The following is a 25,281-nucleotide window of genomic DNA, read 5'->3' as shown; positions in this document are numbered from 1 at the left end:
GACGCGGATTATAACGAGGGTTTCCGGGCTGTGCTATCCGAAAGATCTGAAAGTGCTATGCGAAGGAAACTCGCGGCAAATTCTTCGGGCGGCAGCGGCAGGCTGACGATGTAGCCCTGGATCTGCTCGCAGCCTTCGGCAGCGAGGAACTGCTGCTGAGCCTGGCTTTCCACCCCTTCGGCGATGATGGTCAGTTGCATGCTGCGGCCCAGGGCGATGATGGCGCGGGCAATTGCCGCATCATGAGGATCGTCGGGCAGGCCGCGGATGAACGACTGGTCGATCTTGAGGATATCCAGCGGCAGGCGTTTGAGGTAGCTCAGCGACGAGTAGCCGGTGCCGAAGTCGTCGATCGCCAGTTGCACGCCCAGGTGCTTGAGTTGATGGAGGATGGCCAGGGCTTCTTCGGCCTGGCTCATGATGAAGTTCTCGGTGATTTCCAACTGCAGGTCACCGGCCTTGAGCTGGTGGGTCTTGAGCAGTTGTTCGATGCGTTTGACCAGGCTTGGCTGGCGCAACTGAGCGCCGGCGAGGTTGACCGACAGCGGGCCGAACGCCAGGTAGTTATGCTTCCAGACCTGCATTTGCCGGCAGGCTTGTTCCAGTACCCAGTCGCCCAGTTGCAGGATCATGCCGTTCTCTTCGGCCAGTGCAATGAAGTGCTCCGGCGGGACGTCGCCGAACGTCGGGTTGGTCCAGCGGATCAGCGCTTCGGCGCCGACCAGGCTCTGGGTCTTGAGGCTGAACTTGGGCTGGTAGCACAGGCTCAGTTCATTGCGCTCGATGGCCCGACGCAGTTCGTGCTCCAGAGCGATGCGCTCGCTGGCCTGGGCGGTGAGGTCGCGGGTGTAGGACTCGACCCGGTTGCGCCCCTTGGCCTTCGAGCGGTACATGGCGGCGTCGGCGTTGCGGATCAGCGAGGCGACGTCGGTGCCGTCCTGTGGATAAAGGCTGGTGCCGATGCTGGCGCTGGTGAAGAACTCATGTTCGCCAGCCTGGAACGGTGCGCCGAAGCAGGCCAGCAGTTTGTGCGCGATGTGCTCGGCATCACTGGGCTGGTGCAGGCCGGGCAGCAGGATGATGAACTCGTCGCCGCCCAGGCGTGCGACGGTATCGATGTCGCGCACCTGTTCCTTGAGCCGCTGGGCGATGCCTTTAAGCAACAGGTCGCCGACCGGATGGCCGAGGCTGTCGTTGATGTGCTTGAAGCGATCGAGATCGAGAAACAGCACCGCGCCCTGGCGCTTGGAGGCCTGGGAACAGTTGAGCGCGGCCTGCAGGCGGCTTTCGAACAGGGTGCGATTGGGCAGGCCGGTCAGCGGGTCGTGATGGGCCTGGTAATCGAGCTTGGCCTGGGCGTGCTTGAGGCTGGAGATATCGGCGAACACCGCGACAAAGTGGGTGATGGCGCGCTCGCTGTTGCGCACCGCGCTGATGGTCAGCCAACTGGGGTAAACCTCGCCGTTCTTGCGCCGGTTGTGGATTTCGCCCTGCCAATGGCCCTCGGCCGTCAGTTGGTGCCACATGGCCACATAGAAGGCGCTATCGTGCTGGCCGGAGGCGAGCAGCCGTGGGGTCTGACCCAGCGCTTCAAACTCGCTGTAGCCGGTGATTTCGCTGAAGGCGCGGTTGACCGCACTGATGCGCTGGTCGATGTCGGTGATCAACACGCCTTCGGCGGTGTTCTCGAATACGGTGGCGGCCAGTTGCAGTTTTTCCTGCATCAGGTGGCGCTCGGTGATGTCGCGGGCGATGGTCAGCATGCAATCGACCCCGGCAATCGGCAGCGGCCTGGCTGACAGTTCGCAGAGGCGGATCTGGCCGTCGCTGCGGCGGATATGGCAGCTGAAATCACGCACGAAGCCGTCGCGCTGGAGCATGTCCAGCAGCCGCCGGCGCTCGTTGAGGTCGACCCAGATACCCAGGTCCAGGGAGGTGTGGTCCAGCGACATGTGGGTGTCGTAGCCGGTCAGGCGGCAGAAGCCTTCGTTTACTTCGATCAGCAAACCGTCACTCTGGCGCGACAGCAACAGGCCGTCGGGGGAGGCGTGGAAGGCCTTGGCGAACTTCTCTTCGGAGGTCTGCAGCTGCTCCTGGGTTTCTTTCAGCTGGCTGATGTCGCGTACTGCCACTACCAGCGCCGGCGTGCTGTCGAGCTGGAAGGTCTCGGCGGAGGTCAGGCCGGTGAACAGCTGGCCGTTGCTGCGCCGGAAGAGCATTTCCAGGTTGCGGATGCTGCCTGCCTGCAAGCGCTTGAGCAGGTCCGGGCCAACGCCGTCGATGCCCCAGATGTTCAGCTCGGTGGCGGTGCGGCCCAGCACTTGCGCCGGACTCAGGCCGATCTGTTCTTCAAAGGCCTCATTGACTTCCAGCAGGCAGCCGTCGCTCATCCGGGCGATGACCAGGATATCCGGGCACTGCTGAAACACCGAGGCGAACTTCTGCTCCGACAGGCGCAGGGCTTCTTCGGCGTTCTTGGTTTCGCTGATGTCGATCATCAGCCCGCGCATCACTGGTTTGTGCCCGTGTTCGATGAGGCTGACGATATCGCGCACCCACAGGCTGCGGCCGTCGGCGCGGATTACGCGGTAATCAAGGCTGTGATCGCGGCCGGCGGCGGTTTCGCTGTCGCAATAGGCCTGGGCCCAGAGGGCGTCGTCAGGGTGGATGATGCTGCGCCAGAAGCCCGGGCGCAGCCACTGGTTCAACGGGTAGCCGAGCAGGTCTTCGGCATGGGGCGAGACGTAGCTGTAGGTGAAGTCGTTGGCGTCGGCTTCCCAGGCAATGGCCGAAAGGCTTTCGACCAGGCCGCGGTAGTGGTATTCGCTGCTGCGCAGTTCCTGCTCAAGGGCGATGCGCCGGGAAATCTCCGAGCTCAGGCGGCGGTTGACGCGGATCACCGCAGCAAGGATGGCGATCATCAGCAGCAGGGCGGGCAGGCCGTAGATCAGCAGGTCGTACCACAGCGTGCGGTGGTCAAGCACTTTGCCGACCCAGCGCTCCTGGATATTGCTGATTTCGCCGGGGCTCATGTCGGCCATGACCTTGTCGAGAATGCCGACGAGGATCTTCTGTTCCCGTGGCACTGCCATGGCCAGCTGATAGCGGTAGGGCGTTTCGCCGCTGACGTAGAGGCCTTCGAGCTTGAGCTGGCGCAGGCTCCAGATGCTCGAGGCAAGGTCGCCCACCACGGCATCCACTTCATCGGTGGCCAGGGCCTGCAGCGCCGAGCTGACATTGGGCAGGGCCACCAGGTTGAGGTCCGGGTGGTGGGTGCGCAACAGCTCGTGGGGCGCGTAGTTTTCCACCACGGCGATCTTCAGGCCGTAGAGGTCCTTGATGGTTCGTGGTTGCGGCCCGCCATCATGGGCGAGGATGACGATCGGAAAATCCAGGTACGGGCGGGTGAAGGCCAGAAAGCTCTGGCGCTCTGGGGTCGACATGATGCCGGGCAGCAGGTCGAGCTTGTTCTGCCGGGCCTGCTCGAGCACGGCAGTCCAGCTGATCGGCTCGATCGGCTTGAACTGCACGTCCAGGCGGTCCTGGATAAGGGCAATGTAGTCGGCGGCCAATCCCTGGTAGCGACCGTCCTGGTCCCGGTATTCAAAAGGTGGCCAGGATGCATCGACGCCCAGGCGCAGCTGCGGGTGTGCGCTGAGCCAGGCTTGTTCTTCCTCAGTCAGGGTCAAGGCGCCGGCAGTTGCACTCCAGACGAGCAGGAGAGCCAACAGAAGGGCCGGCATTCGGGGCATAACGGCCTCGTCACACAGGTGGATTGATTCGAGTGTAGACGGGCATTTCAGCGGCGGGGTAGTGGGCAAAGGCTGAAAAGCGCCGTTCGCCGGAAAAGAAAAACCCCGGCCTGGGCCGGGGTTTGTCATCACTCGTCGAGGAAGGAGCGCAGATGCTCGCTTCGCGTCGGATGGCGCAGCTTGCGCAGCGCCTTGGCTTCAATCTGACGGATCCGCTCGCGGGTCACGTCGAATTGTTTGCCGACCTCTTCGAGGGTGTGATCGGTGTTCATGTCGATACCGAAACGCATGCGCAGCACCTTGGCTTCGCGTGCGGTCAGACCGGAGAGCACGTCACGGGTCGCTTCCTTGAGGCTTTCGACCGTGGCCACATCGATTGGCGACTGCATGGTCGAGTCTTCGATGAAGTCACCCAGGTGCGAATCTTCGTCGTCACCGATCGGGGTTTCCATGGAGATCGGCTCTTTGGCGATCTTCAATACCTTGCGGATCTTGTCCTCAGGCATTTCCATGCGCTCACCCAGCTCTTCCGGGGTCGGTTCGCGACCCATTTCCTGCAACATCTGCCGGGAAATACGGTTGAGCTTGTTGATCGTCTCGATCATGTGCACCGGAATACGGATGGTGCGGGCCTGGTCTGCGATCGAACGGGTGATCGCCTGGCGAATCCACCAGGTGGCATAGGTCGAGAACTTGTAGCCACGACGGTATTCGAACTTGTCCACCGCCTTCATCAGGCCGATGTTGCCTTCCTGGATCAGGTCGAGGAACTGCAGGCCGCGGTTGGTGTACTTCTTGGCGATCGAGATAACCAGACGCAGGTTGGCCTCGACCATTTCTTTCTTGGCGCGACGAGCCTTGGCTTCACCGATCGACATGCGACGGTTGATGTCCTTGATCTCGGCGATGGTCAGGCCGGTTTCGCTTTCGAGGTCGATCAGCTTCTGCTGGCAGGCCACGATGGCGTCGCTTTTCTCACCCAGGGCAGCCGCCCATTTGGTGCTGCGCTTGGCCAGGTCGCTGGCCCAGGTCTGGTCGATTTCGTTGCTCGGGAACAGGCGCAGGAAGTCGGCACGTGGCATGCGCGCGTCACGGACGCACAGTTGCATGATGGCGCGTTCTTGCTGACGCAGGCGGTCCAGGGCGCTACGAACGCGCTCAACCAGGGCTTCGAACTGCTTTGGTACCAGCTTGATCGGCATGAACAGCTCGGCCAGATCAAGCATCGCCTTGAGGCTGTCCTTGTGGCTGCGGCCGTTCTTCTTCAGTACCTTGAGGGTAGCGTTGAGCTGATCCTGGACGGCACCGAAGCGCTGTTGCGCGACGACCGGATCCGGACCGCTTTCGACTTCTTCCTCTTCGTCGCTGCTTTCCTCTTTCTCTTCCTCGTCGTCGTCAGCATCGGCCTTGGCCGGGGCTTTCGGGTCGATCGGCGGCGGCACCTCGGCCGGCGGCGCGATGCCGTCGTCCGGGTCGATGTAACCGCTGAGAACGTCGGACAGGCGGCCACCTTCGGTGGTGACGCGATCGTACTCGGAGAGGATGTGCTCGACAGTACCCGGGAAGTGGGCGATAGCACCCATGACTTCACGAATACCTTCTTCGATCCGCTTGGCGATTTCGATTTCGCCTTCGCGGGTCAGAAGCTCGACGGTACCCATTTCACGCATGTACATGCGCACCGGGTCAGTCGTGCGACCAATATCGGTTTCCACAGCCGCCAACGCTGCGGCGGCTTCTTCAGCTGCGGCTTCGTCGGTGTCGGCTTCGGCCAACAAAAGGGCATCCGCATCCGGAGCACTCTCGAATACGTTGATCCCCATGTCGTTGATCATGCGGATGATGTCTTCCACCTGCTCCGGATCTGAAATATCCTCTGGCAGGTGGTCGTTGACCTCCGCGTAAGTCAGGTAGCCCTGCTCACGACCGCGGGTGATCAACTCTTTGATGCGAGACTGCTGTTGCGCTTTTCCGGACATAACACCCTATCCACTGAAGGTCTTGGCGGGCAAAAAACAAGCCGAGGATTATACCCGAGCTAGGACCTCACGCGCCAGTTGAGGTCGGGGTTTGTGCGGGAACATTACGGCTTAACAGGTCACGCAGCTGATTTTTTTCCTCTGCGCTCAAGTCACTTTGACGTGCTTTCCTGAGCAGATGTTCCAGGCTGCGCTCGCGTTGGCGAGCGGACAAGCTAGTTATGGTGTCGAAAAACTGTTGTTCAAGGTTATCGGCATCGATCAGCCATTCCTTTTCTGCCAATGCCCTTAGCAGGCGGCCCTGTTCGGTGCCATGCCAGCGGGCGATCAGCTGTAGTGAGCGTAGCTCAGGATTCTTTTGCAACGCCTCGAGCAGGGCTACCAGCAGCTGGGCATAGACGTGTTCTTCGGCCGCCAGCTGGCTGGCATCTTCGACCTTTTTCGCCAGTTGCGGGTGATGCAGCAAGGTGCGCAGGGCGCTCAAGGTCGGCGGTTCTACCGAGGTCGGCACCCGTGGTGGCGCATCCTGGCGCTGGCCATTGCGCTCCCAGGGCTTGCCCTTCTTGTCCCAGGGTTTGCCGTCCCACTTTTTCTTGCCGCCCTTGTTCGGTGTCCACTGCTGTTGTGGCGCGGCGTACTCGGGCTGGTGAAAATCAGCGTAATCCGGTGTGTAGTCGGGAATCGCGTCGTAATCGATGCCCGGGTCGTAACTGGGTGGAGCTTCAGCCGGTGCAGTGTGCGCCAGTTGTTCGACCTGCTGGTTGTCCAGGCCGGTGATTTCCTTGAGGCGGTTGCGCATCAAGGCGCGAAGATTCGCCCCGGGCACTTTTTCGATCAACGGTGCAGCGAGGGTGGCCATGTGTGCCTTGCCCTCGAGCGAGCGCGGGTCAGCTTCCTCGGTCAACTGCTGGAAAAAATAATCGGCCAGCGGCTGCGCATGCTGATTGATGCGCGCGCGGAAGGCATCAGTGCCTTCGGCGCGTACCATGGTGTCGGGGTCTTCGCCTTCGGGCAAAAACAGAAAGCGCGCCTTGCGCCCGTCCTGCAGGCTCGAAAGCGTTGCTTCCAGGGCGCGCCAGGCAGCATTGCGGCCGGCCTGGTCGCCGTCAAAACAGAACAGCACGCTCGGCACCACGCGAAACAGACGCTTGAGGTGCTCTTCGCTGGTGGCCGTGCCCAGGGTTGCCACCGCGTTGCGCAAGCCTTGCTGCGCGAGGGCGATGACGTCCATGTAGCCTTCGACCACGATGATCTCGTCGAGGTTGCGGTTGAACTTGCGCGCCTCGTACAGCCCGTACAGCTCCTGGCCCTTGTGGAACACCGGGGTTTCCGGGGAGTTGAGGTACTTGGGCTTGTCGTCGCCCAGAACCCGGCCGCCGAAGGCGATGACCCGGCCACGGCTGTCGCGGATCGGAAACATCACCCGGTCACGGAAGCGGTCGTAGCGCTTGCCGGACTCGGCGTTCTCGATCAGCAGGCCGGCATCGATCATGGCCTTTTGCTGCAAGGTATCGCTGCTCAAGTGTTTGAACAGGTTGTCCCAGCCAGGCGGGGCAAAGCCCAGGCCGAAGTCGCGGGCGATCTCGCCGGACAGGCCGCGGCCCTTGAGGTAGTCGACCGCGGATTTGCGCGTCGGATGGCTGCGCAGCGCCTGGCGATAAAATTCGGCGGCGGCTTCAAGCAGCGGGTACAGCGGTGAATCGACTGGTTGCCGGGGTTTGTGACCACGCCCGCTTTCTTCGCGGGGGATCTCCATGCCGGCGGCCTTGGCCAGTTCCTCGACGGCCTGGGGGAAATCCAGGTTGTCGTGGTCCATGATGAAGCCAAGGGCGTTGCCGCCCGCGCCGCAGCCAAAGCAGTAATAGAACTGTTTGTCGGGGCTGACGCTGAAGGACGGGGTCTTTTCCTTGTGGAACGGGCAGCAGGCCGTGAGGTTCTTGCCAGCTTTTTTCAGCTGCACGCGCGAACTCACCACATCGACGATGTCGGTACGGTTGAGCAGGTCGTCGATAAAACTCTGGGGAATCAGCCCGGCCATGGCACTCTCATCATCAGGCGATAAGCAAGTGTAATCGCTAATGCGGCGGGAACGGCTGCGCGTTCGAGCGATGTCGAATGGCGTAACACAAAATACGGAAAGACGTGCTCGTCTGCAGCCGGTGAAGGCTCGTCAGGAAGGACGTGCACAGCTGGCGTTGCGGCCAGTTCTGACGATTCAGGCAGGTTGTCCATGCTGCAGGGCAACAGGACGCCTTGGGCCCGAAGGCCAAAGGATCAAGCAACAACTGCCGGCAGCCCGGCTGTGGGCCGGGCGAGGCAGAAGCTTGCGACGGACGTCTGTATTAGTACAGACGAACGGCGCGGCGCTGTTCGCGCTGAACTTTCTTGGCGTGACGTTTAACAGCGGCTGCTGCTTTGCGCTTACGCTCAGAAGTCGGCTTCTCGTAAAATTCGCGGCTACGAACTTCAGCCAGAACACCGGCTTTTTCGCAGGAGCGCTTGAAACGACGCAGAGCTACGTCGAAGGGTTCATTCTCTTTAACTTTGACGGCTGGCATCCAGAGCTACCTTCATTCATTACCGGGGTCAACGAACTCGTGGCAAAAATGTGCGCTGGAGAACGTCGGTTTTTAAGGGTTGCGGATGTTAACCCTTAGCCGACCGGAATGCAAAGCCTCTGATCGAAAACCGCTGGTCGGCGTCGGGAGCGGGGACTATCATGCGCGCCTTCGAATTCAGCCTCAACAAGGCACGGACCCATGCTAGTACTGGGATTGGAAACATCCTGCGACGAAACCGGCGTCGCATTATACGACAGTGAACGCGGCCTTTTGGCCGATGCATTGTTCAGTCAGATCGACCTGCACCGCGTCTATGGCGGGGTAGTGCCGGAGCTGGCCTCGCGTGATCACGTCAAGCGCATGCTGCCGTTGATCCGCCAGGTGCTGGCCGAAGCCGACTGCGTCGCCACCGAGATCGACGCCATCGCCTATACCGCAGGCCCCGGCCTGGTCGGCGCGCTCCTGGTGGGCGCTTCCTGCGCCCAGGCCCTGGCCTTTGCCTGGGGGATTCCGGCGCTTGGCGTGCATCACATGGAAGGTCACCTGCTGGCGCCGATGCTCGAAGAGCAGCCACCCGAGTTCCCGTTCGTCGCCTTGCTGGTGTCGGGCGGGCATACCCAGTTGGTGCGCGTCGACGGTATCGGTCAGTACGAGTTGCTCGGCGAGACCCTCGATGACGCTGCCGGCGAAGCCTTCGACAAGACCGCCAAGCTGATCGGCCTGCCGTACCCGGGTGGCCCGGAGATCGCTCGCCTGGCAACCCAGGGCGTGCCCGGGCGCTTTGTCTTCCCGCGGCCGATGACCGACCGCCCGGGGCTGGATTTCAGCTTCAGCGGCCTGAAAACCTTTGCCCTCAATACCTGGCAGCAGTGCCAGAGTGCTGGGGACGACGGTGAGCAAACCCGTTGCGACGTGTCGCTGGCCTTCCAGCAGGCGGTGGTGGAGACTTTGACCATCAAGTGCAAGCGAGCCCTCAAGCAGACCGGCCTCAAGCGCCTGGTGATCGCTGGCGGCGTCAGTGCCAACAAGGCCTTGCGCGCTTCGCTGGAAGACATGCTGGCTGGCATCAAGGGTAATGTGTACTACGCCCGGCCGCAGTTTTGCACCGATAACGGCGCCATGATTGCCTACGCCGGCTGCCAGCGTCTGGCCGCCGGGCAGCAGGAAAGCCTGGCGATCAGCGTGCAGGCGCGCTGGCCAATGGAGCAACTGGCGCCGCTGTGAAGCTGAGCGTTGCTCATGCGCTGGATTCAGAAATGCCGTTCGCGTCCGGCGAAAAGGTCGCGTAGATTGCCGCGGTGACGCCAGACGATCAGCACGGTCAGCACGCTGATTGGCAGCAACGCTTCCGGCTCACGCCAGGCCAGTAGTGGCAGGGTCAGTGGCGTTGCCACCAGCGCCGCCAGCGAGCTGGTACGGGTCAGGTAGAAGGTCAGCAGCCAGGCGCTGATGGCCAGCAAGGCGGCTGGCGGGTAAAGCCCCAGCAGCATGCCGGCGGCGGTGGCGACACCTTTGCCGCCGCGAAAGCGGAAGTACACCGGAAACAGATGGCCAATCACCGCGCACACGCCGATCCAGGCCTGTTGCTGCAGGTCGAGGCCAGCAAGATTGGCGACCAGCACGGGCAGCAGGCCCTTGCACAGGTCGCCAAGCAGGGTCAGGACCGCCAGTTTGCGGCCGGCCAGGCGCAGCATGTTGGTTGCACCGGCATTGCCTGAACCGCTCATGCGCGGGTCCGGGCTGCCATTGAGGCGGCTGAGGACGATGGCAAAGGACAGAGAGCCAAGCAGGTAGGCGCACAGCGCCAGTAACCAAAACATGCTAACCATTCCGGGCGAGGACGCCCTGATTCTAACGGCGCAACGCGCCCTTGTCGTGCTGTGGAGAGAAGTGCTTGGACAGAGTGTTCATCGAGGGGCTGGAAGTCGATACCGTGATCGGCGCCTATGACTGGGAGCGCGGAATCCGCCAGTGCCTGCGCCTGGACCTGAGCTTTGCCTGGGATAACCGCCCGGCCGCAGCCGGAGACGACCTGACCAAAGCCCTGGACTACGCCAGCGTGTCGGCGCGCATCCAGGCGTTTGCCGAGCAGTCCGAGTTCCAGTTGGTGGAAACCTTCGCCGAGCGCCTGGCGGCGGTGCTGATGAGTGAGTTCCAGATTCCCTGGTTGCGCCTGAAACTGACCAAGCCTGGCGCGGTACCGGCCGCCACTGGGGTCGGCGTGGAGATCGAGCGCGGATGTCTCTGAACAGGGTTTACCTCGGGCTGGGCAGTAATATCGAGCGCGAGCGGCACTTGACCGCCGGGCTCGATGCCTTGGCCGAAATGCTCACCGACATGCACTGTTCGGCGGTGTTCGAAAGCCAGGCGGTGGGCATCAAGAGCGGACCGTTCTTCAACCTGGTGGTCAGCGGTTTGACCGAGCTGCCGCTGATGGAACTGGATCGCCGGCTCAAGTTCATCGAGGCCGACAATGGCCGCTACGCCCCCGAGCGCAAAGGCCTGCCGCTGGATATCGACGTGCTGATGTACAACGACCTGCATGGCAGCTTCGACGGGCTGGTATTGCCGCGGGCAGAGATTCTCAAGAACGCATTCGTGTTGTGGCCGCTGGCGTTGATTGCGCCAGCGCTTAAGCACCCGGGTGCGGGCAAAACCATGGGCCAGCTGTGGGCCGAGGCGCAAATCGAGCAAGTGCTGGCGCCGGTGCCGTTCGAGTGGCGTGGGCAGCAGTTGACCGGTCTTTAGCTTCGATCGCGGGGCAAGCCCGCTCCCACAGGATTGTAGGAGCGGGCTTGCCCCGCGATAGGTTCAGCGCCCGAGACCTTCCTTGTACGCCTTCAACGCCTTCAGCCGCTCGCCCTTGAGCGCCTCGCCCAGCGCCTGCCCGGTCAGCCCTCGTTGCACCAGCGGTTGCACCTGAACTGCACGCGCCGCCGCCGCTGCGCCGCGCAGGTAATCAGCCTGTGGATAATCACGTTGCTCCAGGCCCTTGCGGCCGCGGGCGTCCATCTCGCAGGCGACGATAAACTCCTCGAAACGCTGCGGCCGGCGGCACACATCGAAGCTTTGCAGCAGCTCCAGCAAGGTCGAGGCGCGCAGTTCCAGGGCCCGGTGGCAGTGGGTGTGATATTCCCCGACCAGCAAGGCCAGTTCCTGGCATTCACGGGGCGCCTTGAAGCGCTGGTTCACCGCCTTGATCAACTTCAGCCCGCGTTGCTCGTGAGCGATGTGCCGTGGCCATTCTTCCTCTGGGGTAAGGCCCTTGCCCAGGTCGTGCAGCAAACAGGCCCAGCGCACGCTCAGGGGCTGCTGGTGCAGGGCGGCTTGCTCGAGCACCGAGAGGGTATGGATGCCGCTGTCGATCTCCGGGTGATGGGCCTCAGGCTGCGGCACCCCGAACAGCGCATCGAGCTCGGGCATCAGTTGCTTGAGGGCGCCACAATCGCGCAGCACCTGGATGAATACCTGGGGTTGGTCCTCCATCAGCGCCCGGGCGATTTCCTTCCAGCTGCGCTCGGCAGTCAGGGCTTGCAGTTCGCCTGAATCTCCCAGTTCGCGCATCAGCTCGATGGTTTCCGGGGCCACGCTAAAGCCCATGCCGGCATAGCGCGCGGCAAAGCGGGCGACGCGCAGCACGCGCAAGGGATCTTCGGCGAATGCCGGGGAAACATGGCGCAAAATTCGGGCTTCTAGGTCTTTCTGGCCGTTATACGGGTCGCAGATATTACCCTCGTCGTCCTCGGCCATGGCATTGATGGTCAGGTCGCGGCGGATCAGGTCCTGCTCGAGGGTAACCTCGGGGCTGGCGTGGAAGGTGAAGCCGCCATAGCCGCGTCCGCTCTTGCGCTCGGTGCGCGCCAAGGCGTATTCCTCACCGCTTTTGGGGTGCAGGAACACCGGGAAATCCGCCCCGACCGGGCGATAGCCCAGGGCTTGCATTTGTTCCGCCGTGGCGCCGACCACGACCCAGTCGATATCACTGACCGGCCTGCCGAGCAGGCGGTCGCGTACGGCGCCGCCGACTTTGTAGATCTGCATGTAGAACCTCCGTTGATGCCACAGGATAACCTGTCTGGCAGCAACGGAGGGCGTGCTAGAGGTGCACTACCGCCAGGTCCAGGCGACCATAGTCAGCTTCGCCGTGCTCGCCTTTGGGCGGCACATGGTGGGTTTTCATCACCTGCTCGCCCTGCAGGGTCTCCAGGTGGATGTCAAAGCCCCAGAGGCGGTGCAGGTGCTTGAGAACCTCCTCGGTTGAGTCGCCCAGGGGTTTGCGGTCGTGTTGCTGGTGGCGCAGGGTCAGCGAGCGGTCGCCGCGACGGTCGATGCTCCAGATCTGCACGTTGGGTTCACGGTTGCCGAGGTTGTACTGGGCGGCCAGGGTCTCGCGGATGATCCGGTAGCCACTTTCGTCGTGGATGGCCGGTACCAGCAGGTCTTCGCGCTGATCGTCATCGAGGATGCTGAACAGCTTTAGGTCGCGGATTACCGTCGGCGACAGGTACTGGAGAATGAAGCTTTCGTCCTTGAAGCTGCTCATGGCGAACTTGATGGTCGACAGCCAGTCACTGCCGGCGATGTCGGGGAACCAGCGGCGGTCCTCTTCGGTAGGGTGTTCGCACATGCGGCGGATGTCGCGGTACATCGCAAAGCCCAGGGCATAAGGGTTGATGCCGCTGTAATAGGGGCTGTCGAAGCCTGGCTGGAACACCACGCTGGTGTGCGACTGCAGGAACTCCATCATGAAGCCTTCGGTCACCAGGCCTTCGTCATACAGGTCGTTCATCAGGGTGTAGTGCCAGAAGGTTGCCCAGCCTTCGTTCATCACCTGGGTCTGGCGCTGTGGGTAGAAGTACTGGGCGATCTTGCGCACGATACGCACGATTTCACGCTGCCAGGGTTCGAGCAGCGGCGCGTGTTTCTCGATGAAGTAGAGGATGTTCTCCTGGGGTTCGGCCGGGAAGCGCGCGTTGTCGCGGTCGCTGTTCTTGTCGGCGCCCTTGGGAATGGTGCGCCACAGGTCGTTGATCTGTTTTTGCAGGTGCTCTTCGCGTTCCTTCTGGCGGCGCCGCTCTTCTTCGGCGGAGATCGGGTAGGGCCGCTTGTAGCGGTCGACACCGTAGTTCATCAGCGCGTGGCAGGAGTCGAGCAGGTCTTCGACGGCATCGATGCCATGGCGTTCTTCGCACTGGGTGATGTACTGCTTGGCAAACACCAGGTAGTCGATGATCGAGCTGGCGTCGGTCCAGGTGCGGAACAGGTAGTTGCCCTTGAAGAAGCTGTTGTGCCCGTAGCAGGCGTGGGCAACCACCAGGGCCTGCATGCAGATGGTGTTTTCTTCCATCAGGTAGGCGATGCAGGGGTCGGAGTTGATCACGATCTCGTAGGCCAGGCCCATCTGACCGCGGCTATAGGACTTTTCAGTGCTAAGAAAGTGTTTGCCGTAGGACCAGTGGTGATAGCCCAGCGGCATGCCGACGGAGGCGTAGGCGTCCATCATTTGCTCGGCAGTGATCACCTCGATCTGGTTGGGGTAGGTGTCCAGGGCGTAGCGCTCGGCCAGGCGGCTGATTTCCCGGTCATAGGCCTGGATCAGTTCGAATGTCCATTCGGACCCGGTAGAAATAGGGTGGCGCTTCTGCTCTCTAGCGGTCATGTCACTAACCTGCGCTGGAAGAGTTCACGGAAGACCGGATAGATATCGCCGGCCGACACCAGCTGCTGCTGGGCGAACGTATCGGCAAAGGCTTCGCCGATACGCTCATACTCGTACCACAATGCCTGATGTTCGCGAGGGGTGATCTCAACGTAAGTGTAGTACTGGACGAACGGCATGATCTGCTTGGTAAGAATCTCGCGGCAGATCGGCGAGTCGTCGTTCCAGTTGTCGCCGTCTGAAGCCTGGGCGGCGTAGATGTTCCATTCATTGGCCGGATAGCGCTCGGCCATGATTTCCTGCATCAGCTTCAGGGCGCTGGAGACGATGGTGCCGCCGGTTTCCCGAGAGTAGAAAAACTCCTCTTCGTCTACTTCGCGGGCGCTGGTGTGATGGCGGATGAACACGACTTCGATCTTGTCGTAGTTGCGCTTGAGGAACAGGTACAAAAGGATGAAGAAGCGCTTGGCGATGTCCTTGGTGGCCTGGGTCATGGAGCCGGAAACGTCCATCAGGCAGAACATCACCGCCTTGGAACTGGGGTTGGGTTGCTTGACCAGCAGGTTGTACTTGAGGTCGAAGGTGTCGAGGAACGGCACGCGGTGGATGCGCGCGCTCAATCGCTCGATTTCCGCTTCAATTTCCTGAATATCGCCGAAGTTGTCCGGTTCTTCGCGCTTCAGGCGCGCCAGTTCTTCTTGCGCCTCACGCAGTTTTGCCCGGCTGCTGCCGGACAGGGCGATACGCCGGGCATGGGCTGAACGCAGGGTGCGGATGATGTTGATGCGTGACGGGTTGCCTTCGTTGCTGATACCGGCGCGCACGGTCTTGAAGGTGTCGGTGCCGGTCAGGTGACGTTTGACCAGGTTGGGCAGTTCGAGGTCTTCGAACATGAACTCGAGGAATTCTTCCTGGGTAATCTGGAAGACGAACTCGTCCATGCCTTCGCCAGAGTTGCCGGCCTTGCCGCGGCCGCCGCCCCCGCCGCCTCCTTGCGGACGGGCGATATGCTCGCCCGCGGTGAATTCCTTGTTGCCAGGGTGCACCACGGTCTGCTTGCCGCCGCGGCCATGGTGCAGCACCGGCTCGTCGATGTCGCGACCGGGAATGCTGATCTGCTCGCCATGCTCCATATCGGTGATGGAGCGGCGGCTCACGGCCTCCTCGACGGCCTTCTTGATATGGTCACGGTAACGCCGCAAAAAGCGCTGGCGGTTGACCGTGCTCTTGTTCTTGCCGTTCAGGCGTCGGTCGATCACATAGCTCATAGGCCCCTCCGGGAGTAGGCGGTAGCTGCAAGCTGTAAGCTTCAAGCTTCAAGTTGGATCACCGCTGCCCCCGCAAGCCGACACGTATTTGACCTACGTGCGCGACTTGCAGCTGACAGCTTGCAGCTTGGCGCTTATTGCGATTTTCTGACTCGCAGGTACCATTCCGAGAGCAGCCGAACTTGCTTGTCTGTGTAACCGCGTTCCACCATTCGGGTGACGAAGTCGTTGTGCTTTTGTTGATCCTCTTTGCTGGCCTTGGCGTTGAAGCTGATGACCGGCAGCAGGTCCTCGGTGTTGGAGAACATTTTCTTCTCGATCACCACCCGCAGTTTTTCGTAGCTGAGCCAGGTCGGGTTCTTGCCGTTGTTGTTGGCCCGGGCGCGCAACACGAAGTTGACGATTTCGTTGCGGAAATCCTTCGGATTGCTGATGCCGGCCGGCTTCTCGATCTTCTCCAGCTCTTCGTTGAGGGCGATGCGGTTGAGGATCTCGCCGGTTTCCGGGTCGCGATACTCCTGGTCCTGAATCCAGAAGTCGGCATACAGCACGTAACGGTCGAAGATGTTTTGTCCGTACTCGCTGTAGGACTCCAGGTAAGCGGTCTGGATTTCCTTGCCGATGAACTCGATGTAGCGCGGTGCCAGGTACTCTTTGAGGTAGCGCAGGTAGCGTTCGCGCACTTCGGCCGGGAACTGTTCCTGTTCGATTTGCTGCTCCAGCACATACAGCAGGTGCACCGGGTTGGCGGCAATTTCGTGAGGGTCGAAGTTGAACACCTTGGAGAGGATCTTGAAGGCGAAGCGGGTCGACAGGCCGTTCATGCCTTCGTCCACTCCAGCGGCGTCGCGGTACTCCTGGATCGACTTGGCCTTGGGATCGGTGTCCTTGAGGTTTTCGCCGTCGTACACCCGCATTTTCGAGTAGATGTTCGAGTTTTCCGGCTCTTTGAGCCGTGACAGCACGGTGAACTGGGCGAGCATCTTCAGGGTGTCTGGCGCGCAATGGGCCTTGGCCAGCGAGCTGTTGAACAGCAGCTTGTCGTAGATCTTGATCTCGTCGCTGACCCGCAGGCAGTACGGCACCTTGACGATGTAGATACGGTCGATGAAGGCTTCGTTGTTCTTGTTGTTGCGGAAACTGTGCCATTCCGATTCGTTGGAGTGAGCCAGCAGGATCCCGGAGTAGGGGATCGCCCCAAGGCCTTCGGTACTGTTGTAGTTACCTTCCTGGGTTGCCGTCAGCAGCGGGTGCAGGACCTTGATTGGCGCCTTGAACATCTCGACGAATTCCATCAGGCCCTGGTTGGCCCGGCACAGTGCGCCCGAGTAGCTGTAGGCGTCGGCGTCGTTCTGCGGATATTCCTCGAGTTTGCGGATGTCGACCTTGCCGACCAGGGCGGAAATGTCCTGGTTGTTTTCATCACCCGGTTCGGTTTTGGCCACGGCAATCTGGTTGAGGATCGACGGGTAGAGTTTGACCACTTTGAACTGGCTGATGTCGCCCCCGAACTCGGCCAGTCGCTTGGTCGCCCAGGGCGACATGATGGTGTTCAGGTAGCGTCGTGGAATGCCGAAGTCTTCTTCGAGAATGGCGCCGTCTTCAGCGGCGTTGAACAGCCCCAGGGGCGATTCGAATACCGGCGAGCCCTTGATGGCATAGAAGGGCACCTTCTCCATCAATTGTTTGAGCTTTTCGGCCAGGGACGATTTACCACCGCCCACCGGGCCCAGCAGGTAAAGGATCTGTTTCTTCTCTTCCAGGCCTTGGGCGGCATGGCGGAAATACGACACGATCTGGTCGATGCATTCTTCCATGCCATGGAAGTCTTCAAAGGCCGGATAACGGCGGATCACCTTGTTGGAGAAAATGCGCGACAGCCTTGAGTTGTTCGAGGTGTCGACCAGTTCCGGCTCGCCGATAGCCATCAACAGGCGTTCGGCCGCCGACGCATAAGCGCTGCGATCGCTTTTGCAGAGCTCAAGGTACTCTTGCAGCGAAAGTTCTTCCTGACGGGTGGACTCGAAACGTTGTTGGAAGTGGCTAAAAATACTCATGACGTCACCTCGCTCGATACGTGGAGCCGACGCCGGATCAGTCAGCTGATGCTGGCATGCAATCGACACCGCCGATTGCTGTATACCCCCCAGAACACCTAGAACTCGCTACCGATGACCCGCACGCCGGTGTACCGGCTCTCCCCTTTTTGGATGGCCTGCGCTTAAGGATAGTTCGTTATCGGGGAGGTCAAGGGCGGTTGTACATGAAGTTCGCCATGACCGTTCGTCTGGCCAGGCGCGAGCCCGCACAGGACGCGGGCTGCGAGAGATGAAAAAAATTATTCGGCAGTGCCTTGGGCGGTTTCTGCAGGGTAGGTGCCACGCCACAGCTCGAAGCCGCCGTCGAGGCTGTAGACGTCGGAAAAGCCCTGGCTGATCAGGTAGGCGGCAGCGCTCTGGCTGGAGTTACCGTGATAGCAGACCACTACGGTGGGGGCATCGAGATCGGCAGTGCGGATGAAGTCCGCTACCGAGTGATTGTCCAGGTGGCTTGCGCCGGTAATGTGGCCGGCGGCAAAGGCTTGCGGGTCGCGAATATCGACCACGACCGCACCTTGCTCGCGCAGCGCCTGGGCCTGCTCGGGAGGGATGCGTTTGAATTCGCTCATGGGTACGGTTTCCTTCAGGACTGGTCGTTCATTCTAGCCGGTTGTGCGGACGCAGGCTGCGTGCGCGGGGTGCCTTGCTCGGTGCATTCACAGCGCTGCAATGCGCCGGTATCGACGTTGTACAGGGTCATCGCGCCACCCCAGACGCAGCCGGTGTCCAGGGCGATCACCCCGGGCTCCTTGCAGCGCCCTTCAAGGGCGGCCCAATGGCCGAAGATGATCTTCACATGCCGTGAGCGGCGGCCCTTGTGGGCGAACCAGGGCTTGTAGCCGGGCGGGGCGGTGTCGGCGCCTTCCTTGCCCTTGAGGTCGAGCTTGCCTTCGCTGGTGCAAAAGCGCATGCGGGTGAAGTAGTTGGTGATCACCCGCAGGCGGGTGACGCCGCTCAGGTCCTTGCTCCACTTGTTCGGCTCGTTGCCGTACATGCCATCGAGGTAGGGCTTGAAGCGATTGTCGTCGCGCAGCGCTTCCTCAACTTCGCCTGCCAGCTCCAGGGCCTTGCCCAGGGTCCACTGCGGCGGGATGCCGGCGTGCACCAGCACTACGCCGCGCTGCTCGTCGTAATGCAGCAGCTTTTGCCGGCGCAGCCAGTCGAGCAGTTCGCCAGCATCTGGCGCATCGAGAATTTCGCGCAGGGTGTCGCTTTTTTTCAGGCGCTCGATGTTGTGCCAGGCGGCCAGCAGGTGCAGGTCATGGTTGCCCAGTACGCACACCAGCGATTCGCGGATGGAATAAAGGAAGCGCAAGGTTTCCAGCGATTCCGGGCCGCGGTTGACCAGGTCACCGACCAGCCACAGGCGGTCGACCTTTGGATCGAATCTCACCCGTTCGAGCAGGCACTTGAGCGGCTGCAGGCAGCCTTGCAGGTCTCCGACTGCGTATACCGCCATCAGTGCAGGGCTCCGGGGACGGCGAGGCGGAATGGGGCAATGACGGCGTCGAAACGCTTACCGTCCTCGGCAAACATCTGATAGCTGCCCTGCATGGTGCCGACTTTGGTGCTGATCACCGCGCCGCTGCTGTAGGTGTGGCTTTGCCCGGGCTCAATGGCCGGTTGCTGGCCGATCACACCGGCGCCCTTGACCTCTTCGACATGGCCATCACCGTTGGTGATCAGCCAGTGTCGTGACATCAGCTTGGCGGTCACAGAGCCATTGTTCTTCACCGTAATGGTATAGGCGAAGGCGAAACGGTCGTTTTCGGGGTCGGATTGTTCTTTGAGAAAGCGGGTCACGACGCTGACGTCGATCTGGTAACGGGGATCAGACATGCAAGGGGCCTTGGCAACAGACGCGGATACGGCGATGGCGTCAGTCTAGGCTATCGGTGGGGTAGCCGGCCAGTCATGCGGGCATGACTGGCCTATGGCGCAGGTTACGCGGCGCCCTGTTGCTCGGCCAGCTTGTCGGCCAGGCGCACGAAGGCGGCGAGGTCGAGTTGCTCGGGGCGCAGGCTGCCATCGACGCCGGCAGCTTCAATGGCGTCGCTGCTGAGCAGGGCCTTGAGGGTGTTGCGCAGGGTTTTGCGGCGCTGGTTGAAGGCTTCGCGAACGATGCGTTCGAGCAGGCGATGGTCCTTGGCCGGGAACGGCAGGGTTTCGTGTGGCACCAGGCGCACGATCGCTGAATCGACCTTGGGCGGCGGGTTGAACGCGCCGGGACCGACGTTGAACAGGTGTTCGACCCGGCAGTGGTACTGCACCATGATCGACAGACGGCCCCAGTCACCACCGCCAGGGCCTGCGGCCAGACGCTCGACCACTTCCTTCTGCAGCATGAAATGCATGTCGCGGATCAGCTCGGCGTTGGCCAGCAGGTGGAAGATCAGTGGCGTCGAGATGTTATACGGCAGGTTGCCAACCACGCGCAGGCTGTGGGGGGCAGCGCCGAGGGTGGTGAAGTCGAACTTCAGTGCATCGCCCTGGTGCAGGCGAAAGTTGTCGCGGTTAGCGAACTGCTGGTTGAGGATCGGTACCAGGTCTTTGTCCAGCTCGACCACGTCCAGCTGCGCGCCGCTGGCCAGCAGGCCGGAGGTCAGGGCGCCCTGGCCCGGGCCGATTTCCAGCATGCGCTCGCCGGCCTTGGCGTGGATCGAGCGCAGGATGCGGTCGATGACCCCGGCGTCGTGCAGGAAGTTCTGGCCAAAGCGCTTGCGCGCCTTGTGTTGGTATTGCTCGGTCATTTTCGGGTCTCGGCCATCTGGTAGGCGGTTTCCAGGGCGACCTGCAGGCTGCCGGTGTCGATCTTGCCGCTGCCGGCCAGGTCCAGGGCGGTGCCGTGGTCGACCGAGGTGCGGATGATCGGCAGGCCCAGGGTCACGTTGACCGCAGCGCCGAAGCCTTTGTACTTGAGCACGGGCAGGCCCTGGTCGTGGTACATCGCCAGCACTGCATCGCAGTGCTCCAGATATTTGGGGGTAAACAGGGTGTCGGCGGGCAACGGGCCGCGAAGGTCCATGCCTTCGCTGCGCAGGCGCGCCAATGTCGGTTCGATGGTGTCTATTTCTTCGTGGCCCAGGTGGCCACCCTCGCCGGCATGCGGGTTGAGGCCGCAGACCAGGATGCGCGGGTTGGCTATGCCGAACTTGTGTTGCAGGTCAGCATGCAGGATCCGCGTGACGCGCTCCAGGCGCTCGCTGGTGATGGCATCGGCAACCTCGCGCAGCGGCAGGTGCGTGGTCACCAGGGCCACGCGCAGGCCGCGGGTCGCCAGCATCATCACCACTTGCGCGGTGTTGGTCAGGTCGGCGAGAAACTCGGTGTGCCCGGAAAAGGCGATACCGCTTTCGTTGATCACGCCCTTGTGCACCGGTGCGGTGATCATCCCGGCGAAATGCCCGTCCAGGCAGCCTTGCCCGGCGCGGGTGAGGGTTTGCAGGACGAATGCGGCGTTGGCTTTGTCCAGCTGGCCGGCAACCACCGGGTTTTGCAGCGGCGTGTCCCAGACATACAGGCTGCCTGCCGGAGCGGGCTGGTCGGGGAGGGCGTCGAGGCTCACCGGCAGCAGCGTGACGGCCACGCCCAGCTGCGTGGCCCGCTCGGCGAGCAGGTCACGGCTGGTAATGGCAATCAGGGGGTGCGGCTGGGCTTGCGTGGCGAGCAGCAGGCACAGGTCAGGACCTATGCCGGCCGGCTCGCCGGGTGTGAGGGCGAAGCGCTGCGGTTTCACTGCGCGGCCTGATCGGCGCCAGGAAGCTTGATTTCGACGTAGGCTTCGTCACGGATCTGACGCAGCCAGGTCTGCAGTTCTTCATCGTACTTGCGGTTGCGCAGTACGTTCATCGCTTGTTGCTCGCGGGCCTGTTCGGTGCTGTCGGTGGCGCGGCGGCCCAGCACTTCGAGCACGTGCCAGCCATACTGGGTCTTGAATGGCTTGGTCACCTGGCCCTGTTGGGCGTTGGCCATTTCTTCGCGGAACTCTGGCACCAGGGCGCTTGGATCGATCCAGTTGAGGTCGCCGCCATTGAGTGCCGAGCCAGGGTCTTCGGAGAAGCTCTTGGCCAGCGTGGCGAAATCTTCGCCGTTCTGGATGCGGTCATACAGCCGTTGCGCCAGTTCCTTGGTCGCCGCTTCGCTGCGAATCTCGCTTGGCTTGATCAGGATGTGGCGGACATGCACTTCGTCGCGCATGGTGGCACCACCGCCACCGCGTTTTTCCTGCATCTTGATGATGAGGAAACCGGTAGGAATACGCAGTGGCTGAGTCACGTCGCCAACGCTCAGGCTGCTGAGCAGCTTGGCGAGCTCCGGCGGCAGCTGACCGGCTTTGCGCCAGCCCATTTCGCCGCCTTCCAGGGCGTTTTCGCTGGCGGAGCTGGCGATTGCCATCTGGCCGAAGTCGGCACCGCTTTTCAGGCGCGAGTAGACCTCACCAGCCTTTTGCGCGGCCGCCTGGATCTGCGCCGAGTTGGCGCTTTCCGGGGTCGGGATCAGGATATTGGCCAGGCGCCATTCTTCCGACAGTTGCATCTGGCCTTGCTCCGAGGCGAGGAAGTTTTTCACTTCCTGCTCCGAGACCTGGATGCGCTCGGCAACCCGGCGCTGACGCACGCGGCTGATGATCATCTCGCGTCGAACCTGCTCGCGGGCATCTTCGTACGACAGGCCGTCGTGGGCCAAAGCGGCGCGGAACTGCTCCAGGTTCATGCCATTGCGCTGGGCAATGGTGCCGATGGCCTGGTTCAGTTCTTCGTCGGTGATGCGGATGCCCGAGCGATCGCCGATCTGCAGTTGCAGGTTCTCGACGATCAGGCGCTCGAGCACCTGTTGGTCCAGGACACCGGCGGGCGGCACCTGGCCGCCACGCTTGGCGATGGTCTGCTGGACTTCGCGTACGCGGCTGTCCAGCTGGCTTTTCATCACCACGTCGTTGTCGACGATGGCCACAACGCTGTCCAGGGGTTGCACGGCGGCGTGCGCCGTGCCGGTCAGCAATACTGCGCCCAGCAACAGCGGGCGCAGACAATCAGTAAGCTTGGTCTTCACGAGTACGATAACCTTGAATGCCCTGGTCGAGGAACGACTCGACCTTGTTGCCCACTACGCCGCCGAGGCCTTTCAGCACAATCTGCAGGAAGACGCCGTGGTCGCCTTTTTCGTTTTGCGGAATTGCCTGGCTGTAATCGTCGTAATCGATCCAGTAACGGTTGATCAGACGCAGCTTCCAGCAGCAGTTGTCATATTCGAAACCACCGAAGGCTTCCAGCGTGCGGTTGCGGTTGTAGTCATGCTGCCAGCGCGCGATCGCGGTCCACTGCGGAACGATCGGCCACATGACCGAGAAGTCATGCTGCTGGATCTTGTAGTAGTCCTTGATGTAGTTCGCATCACCCGGCTGGCCATAGTCGCCACCACCTACCTGCCAGCGACCAGTGGCGCTGTTGTAGATGACCATGTCGTTGCGGTAGCGGTAACCGAGGTTGACCACCTTGTTGACGTTGTCTTCAGGCTGGTAATGGAACATCGCGCTGCCCGAACGGGTGCTGCGGCTGTCCGGATCCCAGTTGAAGTCGGAATTGAAGCGCCAGTCGCGGTTGAAGCGGTATTCGTATTCCAGTGCGTACGGGGAAACGTCCGACTGTGCGTCCTGACGGTCCTTGTAGGCAATGCCAGGCAACTGAACCTTGCGGTCCTTGAAGTACAGGGCCTGGCCAACGCTCAGGCGCTGACGTTCAAAGCCGTTCTCTTCGATCCAGCGGTTGGTCACGCCCAGCGACAGCTTGTTCTCGTCGCCGATACGGTCGTTGCCACTGAAACGGTTGTCGCGAAACAGCGAGGCGTAGTTGAAGGTGTACTCGCTGGTATCGAAGACCGGGATGTCCATCTGGTTCTTGTACGGGACGTACAGGTAGTACAGACGTGGTTCCAGGGTCTGGGTGTAGTTCTTGCCGAACCACTGGGTGCTGCGGTCGAAGTACAGCCCGCTGTCGACGCTGACGATCGGAACATCGCGATCCTGCGAAGAGTTGAACCGGCCGAATTCGCGCGGCTGGCCTGGCGCCTGGGCCTTGCCCTGACTGTCGAGGTCAAGGTCGTAGTGGGTGTAGGCGTACTTCAGCGATGGCCGTACATAACCATAGCTTGCTTCCATCGGCAGGCTGATGGTCGGCGCCAGGTGCAGGCGAGTACCGTTGGCTCGGGCCAGGCCGGTGATGTTCTGGTCGATGCGGCCACCGTCAGCGCGAACGCTGGTATCGAGCTTGCCGTCCTTGTCGAAGACAGTGCCGTTCTTCAGATCACGCTCGAAGCGTACAGCCTCGGATTCGTAGGTGAAGTTCATCCCGCCCGGGTGGTAAGGCAGCATGCCGTTGAAAGTGACCTGCGGCAGGCGGTCATACGGGGTGATCTGCGAAATGGTCGCCAGCTCGAAAGCCTGCACGTTCAACCGCGCGGTGTAGGTATCGCCGCGATAGGTCAACGCACCTTGCTGATTGACGAAGTCCCGACTTTCGACACCGATCTGATCCGATTCCAGGTCCTGGAAGTAGAACGGGTCGCTGAAGTCGGTGTAGTCGACTTCAGTCATCAGGCGCTCGTCGAGGCCGCCCTTGTGCTGCCAGTTGACCATCCAGCGCTGATCTTTGTAGTCCGTCTGCAGCTTGCGGTCATCATCCTTGTCATTCAGGTAAGCACCACCGAACTGTCCTTCGCTGGACTTGGTCAGGTAGCGGAACTCGCCTTCCATCAACATGCCGCGCTTGGCCATGTAGCGTGGATACAAGGTGGCGTCGTAGTTTGGCGCCAGGTTGAAATAGTACGGCGTGACCAGCATGAAGCCGGTATCGCTGCTGGTGCTGAACGACGGCGGCAGGAAACCGGACTGGCGGCGGTCATCGATCGGGAAGTAGATGTACGGTGTGTAGAACACCGGGAAATCCTTGACCCGCAGGGTGACGTTGGTCGCGGTACCGAAGCCGGTGGCCGGGTTCAGGGTAATGTTGTTGCCCTTGAGCTGCCAGGCGTTGCTGTTCGGCTCACAGGTGGTGTAAGTACCGTCCTTGAGGCGGATGATGGCGTTTTCAGCACGCTTGGCGTACAGGGCGCTGCCGCGGATGCGCGATTTGTGCATCACGTATTCGGCGTTATCGACCTTGGCTTCACCGGTGTCGAGCTGGATGTCGGCGTGATCGCCGACCACCAGCGAACCGTTGTCGCGAATCTTCACATTGCCGCTCAGCTCACCACGGTTCTCGGCCTGGTACAGGTTGGCCTCGTCGGCCTCGACCTGCATGCTGCCCTGGCGCATGACCACGTCACCGGCGAGGGTGGCGATCTGCTGCTCCTGCTGGTAGCGCGAAACCTTGGCACCGATGAAGGTCGGCGACTCGTCTTTGGGCGTGGTGTCGGTCATGCCCGGACGGGTCGGCTCGATGTAGGCACCGGCGCAGTAAGGCCCGGTTTCGGCGAGCTGGGCTGGGGTGAGCTGGTCACGAGGGACCCAATCCAGGTGGCTGGCATCGGGGCTACGGGATTTCAGCACGCGGCCTTTGGCTTCGGTGACCAGCACCGGACCTTGAGCCTGCTCCTGGGCGACCTCGCCGGAGCCGGCTGGCGTTTCACCGGACGAGCTGGCGGCCGCTCCGGCGTGCACCGGGCGCGGCGGCAGTGCGGCGGCAGGGGTTTTGGGCTTGCAGTCCCAGCCTCCGGCAGCAGACACTTGGCAGTCGAACTGCTCTGCGGCAACCACGTATGGGGTGGCCAGAGGTTGCATCGCCAGCAAACCGCCGGTGACCAGCAACGGGAATTTTTTACGAAACGCGGGGGATTTCAATGCCATCTTATTAGTCCGGGCTTCCTGCGTGCCATCTGCCCGCGTGTGGGGCCGCACGCCTCTCGATGGTCTGAAAAAGATGCTGGATAATAAAGCATGACCCGCTTGACGGCTAGGGCCGTCGGA

General features: G+C 61.7%; 19 protein-coding genes. 3 read left to right on the top strand and 16 right to left on the bottom strand.

The features are described from left to right. Positions 1-8: 8 nt before the first annotated feature. The 4 genes from ACZ9A3_RS21395 to rpsU form a co-directional block, all read right to left on the bottom strand. Positions 9-3,752: an EAL domain-containing protein gene (locus ACZ9A3_RS21395; protein WP_213603084.1), complete on the bottom strand. Its 3,744-nt coding sequence runs from the start codon at positions 3,750-3,752 to the stop codon at positions 9-11. A gap of 128 nt (positions 3,753-3,880) precedes the next feature. After that, positions 3,881-5,731 (bottom strand): RNA polymerase sigma factor RpoD, encoded by a 1,851-nt coding sequence (gene rpoD, locus ACZ9A3_RS21390; protein WP_045199259.1) that lies wholly within the window; start codon positions 5,729-5,731, stop codon positions 3,881-3,883. A 67-nt stretch (positions 5,732-5,798) separates the two neighbouring features. Then, complete coding sequence (dnaG, locus tag ACZ9A3_RS21385; protein ID WP_476253090.1) at positions 5,799-7,769, bottom strand: DNA primase; 1,971 nt, start codon at positions 7,767-7,769, stop codon at positions 5,799-5,801. Positions 7,770-8,073: 304 nt separating this feature from the next. Beyond that, on the bottom strand, positions 8,074-8,289 hold the full coding sequence (gene rpsU, locus ACZ9A3_RS21380) for a 30S ribosomal protein S21 (RefSeq protein ID WP_002551877.1): 216 nt from the start codon (positions 8,287-8,289) through the stop codon (positions 8,074-8,076). Positions 8,290-8,490: 201 nt separating this feature from the next. Between rpsU and tsaD the strand changes: the two genes are divergently transcribed. Beyond that, positions 8,491-9,516, top strand: a complete 1,026-nt coding sequence (gene tsaD / locus ACZ9A3_RS21375) for a tRNA (adenosine(37)-N6)-threonylcarbamoyltransferase complex transferase subunit TsaD (protein WP_038998431.1) — start codon at positions 8,491-8,493, stop codon at positions 9,514-9,516. 26 nt (positions 9,517-9,542) lie between these two features. On the opposite strand, the gene plsY is transcribed toward tsaD, so the two are convergent. Beyond that, positions 9,543-10,112, bottom strand: a complete 570-nt coding sequence (gene plsY, locus ACZ9A3_RS21370; RefSeq protein WP_045199269.1) for a glycerol-3-phosphate 1-O-acyltransferase PlsY — start codon at positions 10,110-10,112, stop codon at positions 9,543-9,545. A gap of 74 nt (positions 10,113-10,186) precedes the next feature. Here plsY and folB point away from each other — a divergent pair, with 74 nt between their 5' ends. Next, positions 10,187-10,540 (top strand): dihydroneopterin aldolase, encoded by a 354-nt coding sequence (folB, locus tag ACZ9A3_RS21365; RefSeq protein WP_045199271.1) that lies wholly within the window; start codon positions 10,187-10,189, stop codon positions 10,538-10,540. Then, complete coding sequence (gene folK, locus ACZ9A3_RS21360; protein WP_093378943.1) at positions 10,531-11,040, top strand: 2-amino-4-hydroxy-6-hydroxymethyldihydropteridine diphosphokinase; 510 nt, start codon at positions 10,531-10,533, stop codon at positions 11,038-11,040. The genes folB and folK overlap by 10 nt, the downstream gene beginning before the upstream one ends. A gap of 63 nt (positions 11,041-11,103) precedes the next feature. On the opposite strand, the gene ACZ9A3_RS21355 is transcribed toward folK, so the two are convergent. The 11 genes from ACZ9A3_RS21355 to ACZ9A3_RS21305 all read right to left on the bottom strand — a co-directional run bounded on the left by ACZ9A3_RS21355 (position 11,104) and on the right by ACZ9A3_RS21305 (position 25,161). Next, a complete protein-coding gene (locus ACZ9A3_RS21355) occupies positions 11,104-12,333 on the bottom strand; it encodes a multifunctional CCA addition/repair protein (RefSeq protein ID WP_476253089.1) in 1,230 nt (409 codons plus the stop codon). Positions 12,334-12,388: 55 nt separating this feature from the next. Beyond that, positions 12,389-13,951 (bottom strand): SpoVR family protein, encoded by a 1,563-nt coding sequence (locus tag ACZ9A3_RS21350; RefSeq protein ID WP_045199277.1) that lies wholly within the window; start codon positions 13,949-13,951, stop codon positions 12,389-12,391. Continuing rightward, entirely contained in the window at positions 13,948-15,219 is a 1,272-nt protein-coding gene (locus ACZ9A3_RS21345; protein ID WP_045199279.1) for a YeaH/YhbH family protein, read from the bottom strand. Before ACZ9A3_RS21345 ends, ACZ9A3_RS21350 begins: the two co-directional genes overlap by 4 nt. A 134-nt stretch (positions 15,220-15,353) precedes the next feature. After that, on the bottom strand, positions 15,354-17,276 hold the full coding sequence (locus ACZ9A3_RS21340; protein WP_010221441.1) for a PrkA family serine protein kinase: 1,923 nt from the start codon (positions 17,274-17,276) through the stop codon (positions 15,354-15,356). A gap of 281 nt (positions 17,277-17,557) precedes the next feature. Beyond that, entirely contained in the window at positions 17,558-17,887 is a 330-nt protein-coding gene (gene glpE / locus ACZ9A3_RS21335; RefSeq protein ID WP_045199281.1) for a thiosulfate sulfurtransferase GlpE, read from the bottom strand. A gap of 14 nt (positions 17,888-17,901) precedes the next feature. Further along, the gene (locus tag ACZ9A3_RS21330) at positions 17,902-18,777 is read right to left on the bottom strand and encodes a symmetrical bis(5'-nucleosyl)-tetraphosphatase (protein WP_045199283.1); all 876 of its coding nucleotides are present in this window, start codon (positions 18,775-18,777) and stop codon (positions 17,902-17,904) included. Further along, positions 18,777-19,157 carry a Co2+/Mg2+ efflux protein ApaG gene (gene apaG / locus ACZ9A3_RS21325; RefSeq protein WP_045199285.1) on the bottom strand — a complete coding sequence of 127 codons (381 nt, stop codon included), beginning with the start codon at positions 19,155-19,157 and terminating at the stop codon, positions 18,777-18,779. The genes ACZ9A3_RS21330 and apaG overlap by 1 nt, the downstream gene beginning before the upstream one ends. Positions 19,158-19,261: 104 nt before the next feature. Next, positions 19,262-20,068, bottom strand: coding sequence for a 16S rRNA (adenine(1518)-N(6)/adenine(1519)-N(6))-dimethyltransferase RsmA (gene rsmA / locus ACZ9A3_RS21320; protein ID WP_045199287.1), 807 nt, complete (start codon positions 20,066-20,068; stop codon positions 19,262-19,264). Further along, complete coding sequence (gene pdxA, locus ACZ9A3_RS21315) at positions 20,065-21,054, bottom strand: 4-hydroxythreonine-4-phosphate dehydrogenase PdxA (RefSeq protein ID WP_045199289.1); 990 nt, start codon at positions 21,052-21,054, stop codon at positions 20,065-20,067. Before pdxA ends, rsmA begins: the two co-directional genes overlap by 4 nt. Further along, a complete protein-coding gene (locus ACZ9A3_RS21310) occupies positions 21,051-22,370 on the bottom strand; it encodes a peptidylprolyl isomerase (RefSeq protein WP_045199291.1) in 1,320 nt (439 codons plus the stop codon). Before ACZ9A3_RS21310 ends, pdxA begins: the two co-directional genes overlap by 4 nt. Then, positions 22,351-25,161, bottom strand: coding sequence for an LPS-assembly protein LptD (locus ACZ9A3_RS21305; RefSeq protein ID WP_093378953.1), 2,811 nt, complete (start codon positions 25,159-25,161; stop codon positions 22,351-22,353). Before ACZ9A3_RS21305 ends, ACZ9A3_RS21310 begins: the two co-directional genes overlap by 20 nt. Positions 25,162-25,281 lie beyond the last annotated feature (120 nt).

The organism is Pseudomonas sp. TE4620 (genome assembly GCF_056279045.1).
Note: the sequence above shows the minus strand (reverse complement) of the source record. Positions and strands in the feature narration are given on the sequence as shown.

Coding starts and splice junctions, on each gene's coding strand:
- rsmA (WP_045199287.1), bottom strand. CDS start 20,068: ATGACCGAGCAATACCAACACAAGGCGCGCAAGCGCTTTGGCCAGAAC.
- glpE (WP_045199281.1), bottom strand. CDS start 17,887: ATGAGCGAATTCAAACGCATCCCTCCCGAGCAGGCCCAGGCGCTGCGC.
- folK (WP_093378943.1), top strand. CDS start 10,531: ATGTCTCTGAACAGGGTTTACCTCGGGCTGGGCAGTAATATCGAGCGC.
- ACZ9A3_RS21395 (WP_213603084.1), bottom strand. CDS start 3,752: ATGCCCCGAATGCCGGCCCTTCTGTTGGCTCTCCTGCTCGTCTGGAGT.
- ACZ9A3_RS21355 (WP_476253089.1), bottom strand. CDS start 12,333: ATGCAGATCTACAAAGTCGGCGGCGCCGTACGCGACCGCCTGCTCGGC.
- ACZ9A3_RS21340 (WP_010221441.1), bottom strand. CDS start 17,276: ATGAGTATTTTTAGCCACTTCCAACAACGTTTCGAGTCCACCCGTCAG.
- ACZ9A3_RS21330 (WP_045199283.1), bottom strand. CDS start 18,777: ATGGCGGTATACGCAGTCGGAGACCTGCAAGGCTGCCTGCAGCCGCTC.
- ACZ9A3_RS21345 (WP_045199279.1), bottom strand. CDS start 15,219: ATGAGCTATGTGATCGACCGACGCCTGAACGGCAAGAACAAGAGCACG.
- ACZ9A3_RS21305 (WP_093378953.1), bottom strand. CDS start 25,161: ATGGCATTGAAATCCCCCGCGTTTCGTAAAAAATTCCCGTTGCTGGTC.
- plsY (WP_045199269.1), bottom strand. CDS start 10,112: ATGTTTTGGTTACTGGCGCTGTGCGCCTACCTGCTTGGCTCTCTGTCC.
- rpoD (WP_045199259.1), bottom strand. CDS start 5,731: ATGTCCGGAAAAGCGCAACAGCAGTCTCGCATCAAAGAGTTGATCACC.
- dnaG (WP_476253090.1), bottom strand. CDS start 7,769: ATGGCCGGGCTGATTCCCCAGAGTTTTATCGACGACCTGCTCAACCGT.
- tsaD (WP_038998431.1), top strand. CDS start 8,491: ATGCTAGTACTGGGATTGGAAACATCCTGCGACGAAACCGGCGTCGCA.
- rpsU (WP_002551877.1), bottom strand. CDS start 8,289: ATGCCAGCCGTCAAAGTTAAAGAGAATGAACCCTTCGACGTAGCTCTG.
- apaG (WP_045199285.1), bottom strand. CDS start 19,157: ATGTCTGATCCCCGTTACCAGATCGACGTCAGCGTCGTGACCCGCTTT.
- ACZ9A3_RS21350 (WP_045199277.1), bottom strand. CDS start 13,951: ATGACCGCTAGAGAGCAGAAGCGCCACCCTATTTCTACCGGGTCCGAA.